This is a genomic window from Albidovulum sp. (assembly GCF_049646345.1).
GTDB lineage: Bacteria > Pseudomonadota > Alphaproteobacteria > Rhodobacterales > Rhodobacteraceae > Albidovulum.
Genome location: NZ_JBARVQ010000163.1, coordinates 1 through 4,149 on the forward strand (window position 1 = coordinate 1; position 4,149 = coordinate 4,149).

Here is a 4,149-nt window from a genome sequence, read left to right on the forward strand (position 1 = left end):
GACTGGACCGATATCGAACTTGGCGGCGGTGCCGGAGATCTTGACTCCGTCACCCGACTGAAGCTGCGCGCAGGTGCCGATCTGGGCCGGACGCTGGTCTATGCAACAGCCGGTGGCGCCCATGCAAGGGCCGATGTGGGCGGGACGAGCCTGTCGGACAACGGCTGGTTCGCGGGTATCGGCGCGGACTACCTGCTGACCGACCAATGGACCGTCGGTGCCGAAGTGCTGAGCCACCAGTTTAACGATTTCGACAATTCCGGCGTCGATATCGATGCAACGACCGCTTCGGTCAATGTGGGTTTCCGCTTCTGATCTAAGCTCAAATGGCGGTGCGGGGGGCCACCCTCCGCACCGTTTTTCACCAGCGCCCGCTGGCCCCGCCACCTGACGACTTACCTCCGCCAAAGTCACGCGACCGCTTCGCGGGCTTCTGGTCCGGGATCCGGCGCTCTCGATCATCCCGGTAGTCGCAATGACGGCAGGTGACCGTCGTGACGAGGCGATCCTGCGGCATGCCTTCCCCGCCCGGCTGTCTGGCATGATGACGGCTCAGGCCCCGACGGCCGCATCCCGGGCACTGCCGGAACCGGATCATCGCGTCACCGGCCTTGCGCCGAAACAGCCCGTAGACAACGATCCCGACGAAGATAAGACTGAAGATCCAGCCATCGAGGCGCTCGAAAAGCCCGGTTTTGCCTTCGGGGCGGTTGTTGCCCGGCGAGGTGGTGGCAAGGCGCAACGCGATGCGGTCGATGGTTTCGATCGCACCGCTCTCGATCCCATCCGCAAACCTGCCCGCGCGAAAATCAGGCACCATGTTGGCGCTGATGATGTCCTGCGCGATCACATCATAGGCCTGACCGTAGGCCGACCCAAGCTGGATCCGGGTTTCCCGGTCGGCGGTGACAACCAGAATCAGGATCCCGTCATTATTGTCGGCCGCGCCAATGCCCCAGCCGTCGAAAAGCCTGCGGGCAAAGGCTTCCAGTGTTTCCGACGGATCGAAATCCGCGCGGGAGCGGATGGTCACCACCGTCATCTCAATGCCCGTCTCATGCAACAGCGATGCAAGTGCCACTCTGGTCGTTGTTTCTGTTTCTTGATCAATAACTTCCGCAAAGTCGTTAATGTGCAGATCCATGTATTGTGGATAGGGATCTGCCAAAGACTTTGACGGACAAAGGGACAGCATGATGCTCATGCAGATTGCGAGACGGATCATACGATTCCCTTCACTCAGTCAACGCTGTTTCACCCATGATCGCACTCTTGCCCCGATTGAGGAAGCCAGTGCGAATTTCCTGGGAGAAAGCCCTTTCTTGATGGGCAAAGTATTGATAATGCGATATAAAGAAAAAGGCGGGATCTGCACGACGTTGCGGCTGAACCATTGTTTAATCTCAAAACGGTGCGAACATTCCGGCTGCAACACACGATTGAAACAGGTTGCAATATGATCACGAAAACAAAAGTCACACGGTTTTTTAAGAGAAAAGCGACCAATTTCTATCCCAATCGCGCCATGTTTCGATGAAAAGAACCTGCGCGACGGATCTGATTCGTCCGGTATGTGTCTGGGAGTATGATATGCGATTTCTTGGTTCAGTAAGAACTCTGGCTGTGGTGGCGCTTGCCTTCGGCCTTGCGGCCTGTGGCGGGTCGTTCAGAACCCACTACGATCAACCCGCCCGGGCGGATAACTGGGTTGTCAGCGATGTGGCGGTATCCGTTCCACAATCGCTCTCGGTGTCAGAGCAGGAATCATACGTTCCCAAGGCGGATATAGTCTGGCGGGAAGATCCGCTCGGTGATCGGTATGCACAGGTCGCGACGATCATGAAATCCGCGATTGCCAGAGGGGCGTCCGGTCTGAAAGGGTCGCGTTCGGTCCGGCTTGAGGTGACGATGGCGCGGTTTCATGCAATGACCTTCACAGCCGAGACGCGGGCACCGGCCGGCGTGCATGACGTGGAATTCACTATCACCGCACGCGACGCAAAAACCGGTGAGGTCCTTGCAGGCCCGGAATATATCGAGGCGTCACTCCCGGCCCTGACCGGCGGTGAAATGGCCGCGGCGCGGTTACATGGCGAAACCCAGAAGAGCCAGATATCCGATCACGTCGCCAAGACGATAGCCGGGTGGCTGGGTGCCGGACCCGATATTCGCCAGACCTTCTCCAGCGTCGGGGCCTGACGCCCTTGTAAAAGAACACTGCGCCGTCCGGGTGTCCATGATGTCCGGACGGCAGGCTGATCAGTCAAGCAGGGCCACTATCCGTTTTGGCAGACCCGCCCTCACCAATCTGTAGGATTGTGCGATGCGGTGGCGCAGTTCCGCCTCGTCGCTGCCCCAGGGCAAATTGACCCAGGACCAGTGGAAATTGGGCGCTTTCGCTGCGACACCGGCGTCGATCAGCATCCCGGCCGTCCAGTTACGATCGGTTGTGAGCAGATAGCGGCTCGTGTCCTTTCGCAGCCGGGCCGGTCCCGGTGTGGAAAGCCTTGGCAGGCGTGGAAAAGTGCATTAAGCACGGGGGCATGACGTTCAACGGCACCATCTGCATTTGCTGCATTACCGGCTGACAACAGCGTTTCGGACCCGAAACGCTTCATCAGGCGGGCCGTTCTTGTCGTTTTCATCGAACCGAGACACTGGTAAGCCCGCCGCCGGGACGCGCGCGCAAGGGATATAGGCATGACCGAGATCAGGCTCACCAATACGAAGACCCGCAAGAAAGAGGTTTTCACGCCCATCGACCGGAAAAACGTGCGGATGTATGTCTGCGGGCCGACGGTCTATGACCGCGCCCACATCGGCAATGCGCGGCCTGTCATCGTTTTCGATGTGCTCTTCCGGCTGCTGCGCCATGTCTATGGCGCGGACTGCGTCACCTATGTGCGCAACTTCACCGATGTCGATGACAAGATCAACGCCGAGGCCCAGCGCCGCCGCGATGCGGGCGATCCGCGCAGTCTGGAAGAGCTGATCCGCGAACGCACGGATGAGACGATCCGCTGGTATCACGACGATATGGGCGCGCTTGGCAATCTGCCCCCGTCCCAAGAACCGCGCGCGACCGAATTCATCGGCCAGATGATCGCGATGATCGCTGACCTGATCGCGCGCGGCCATGCCTATGAGAAAGAGGGTCACGTCCTGTTCCGCGTGCGGTCCTATGAAGGCTATGGCAAGCTTTCCGGCCGCTCGGTCGACGACATGATCGCGGGCGCGCGGGTCGAGGTCGCACCCTTCAAGGAAGACCCGATGGACTTCGTCCTCTGGAAACCCTCCACCGACGATCTGCCAGGCTGGGAGAGCCCCTGGGGCCGGGGCCGCCCCGGATGGCATATCGAATGCTCGGCGATGAGCCATAAATTGCTCGGTGAGAGCTTCGACATCCATGGCGGCGGCATCGATCTGCAATTCCCGCATCATGAGAACGAGATCGCCCAATCGATGTGCGCCCATCCGAAGGGCGATTTCGCGAAGGTCTGGATGCACAACGAGATGCTTCAGGTCGAGGGCAAGAAGATGTCGAAGAGCTTGGGCAACTTCTTCACGGTGCGCGATCTGCTGGAGGGCAACTGGTCCGGCGGCTGGAAAGTCCCGGGCGAGGTGATCCGGTTCGTCTATCTCTCAACGCACTACTCCAAACCGATGGACTGGACGGATGAGAAGGCAAAGCAGGCAAGCGCCACTCTCGCTGGGTGGTACAATCTCACGGATGGTGTGGCGCCTGACCACTCAATGGATTGGCGGTTTACTGAGGAACTGATGGAGGACCTGAATACCGCAGGTGTGATTTCCAAACTTCATAAGGTAGCCCGAGGAGGAACCGCAGGACAGCTAAAAGCGGGAATGCTTCTGCTCGGATTTACGAGCCCCGAAGACTTAGATTGGTTCAGGACGCAGGTCGTTACTTTGCCGGGGACTGCCTCTACTGGAAGTACACCTCTCTTCATGAAGGAAATCGTCCCGTATCTAAAGCAGTGGCAAGAGTTGCGCATGCAGAAGCGATACGCCGAAGCAGACACTCTAAAAAATGCTCTGGAGCAAACCGGCCTAAAGATTGTGAATTCGAAACTCGGTCCAACTGCACAGGTTCCGCACGGATTCGATCCTGCCAAACTGGGGGTCCTAAAA

5 protein-coding genes are annotated in these 4,149 nt (G+C 58.7%); 3 read left to right on the forward strand and 2 right to left on the reverse strand.

Annotation, left to right across the window (positions count from 1 at the left end; genetic code table 11):
- On the forward strand, nucleotides 1–315 hold a 315-nt coding region (locus tag WBB85_RS04090), incomplete at its 5' end, for an outer membrane protein (RefSeq protein WP_432637353.1).
- Between the two features lie 46 nt (nucleotides 316–361).
- Here WBB85_RS04090 and WBB85_RS04095 read toward each other — a convergent pair.
- Nucleotides 362–1,225, reverse strand: a complete 864-nt coding sequence (locus WBB85_RS04095) for a TPM domain-containing protein (protein WP_432637354.1) — start codon at nucleotides 1,223–1,225, stop codon at nucleotides 362–364.
- A gap of 365 nt (nucleotides 1,226–1,590) precedes the next feature.
- Here WBB85_RS04095 and WBB85_RS04100 point away from each other — a divergent pair, with 365 nt between their 5' ends.
- Complete coding sequence (locus WBB85_RS04100; RefSeq protein ID WP_432637355.1) at nucleotides 1,591–2,199, forward strand: DUF6778 family protein; 609 nt, start codon at nucleotides 1,591–1,593, stop codon at nucleotides 2,197–2,199.
- A gap of 60 nt (nucleotides 2,200–2,259) precedes the next feature.
- Here the strand turns inward: WBB85_RS04100 and WBB85_RS04105 are convergent, their stop codons facing one another.
- On the reverse strand, nucleotides 2,260–2,424 hold the full coding sequence (locus WBB85_RS04105; RefSeq protein WP_432637356.1) for a hypothetical protein: 165 nt from the start codon (nucleotides 2,422–2,424) through the stop codon (nucleotides 2,260–2,262).
- A 276-nt stretch (nucleotides 2,425–2,700) separates the two neighbouring features.
- Between WBB85_RS04105 and cysS the strand changes: the two genes are divergently transcribed.
- Nucleotides 2,701–4,149: cysteine--tRNA ligase (cysS, locus tag WBB85_RS04110; RefSeq protein ID WP_432637357.1), on the forward strand; the 1,449-nt coding region annotated here is incomplete at its 3' end.

Coding starts and splice junctions, on each gene's coding strand:
- WBB85_RS04095 (WP_432637354.1), bottom strand. CDS start 1,225: ATGATCCGTCTCGCAATCTGCATGAGCATCATGCTGTCCCTTTGTCCG.
- WBB85_RS04100 (WP_432637355.1), top strand. CDS start 1,591: ATGCGATTTCTTGGTTCAGTAAGAACTCTGGCTGTGGTGGCGCTTGCC.
- WBB85_RS04105 (WP_432637356.1), bottom strand. CDS start 2,424: ATGCTGATCGACGCCGGTGTCGCAGCGAAAGCGCCCAATTTCCACTGG.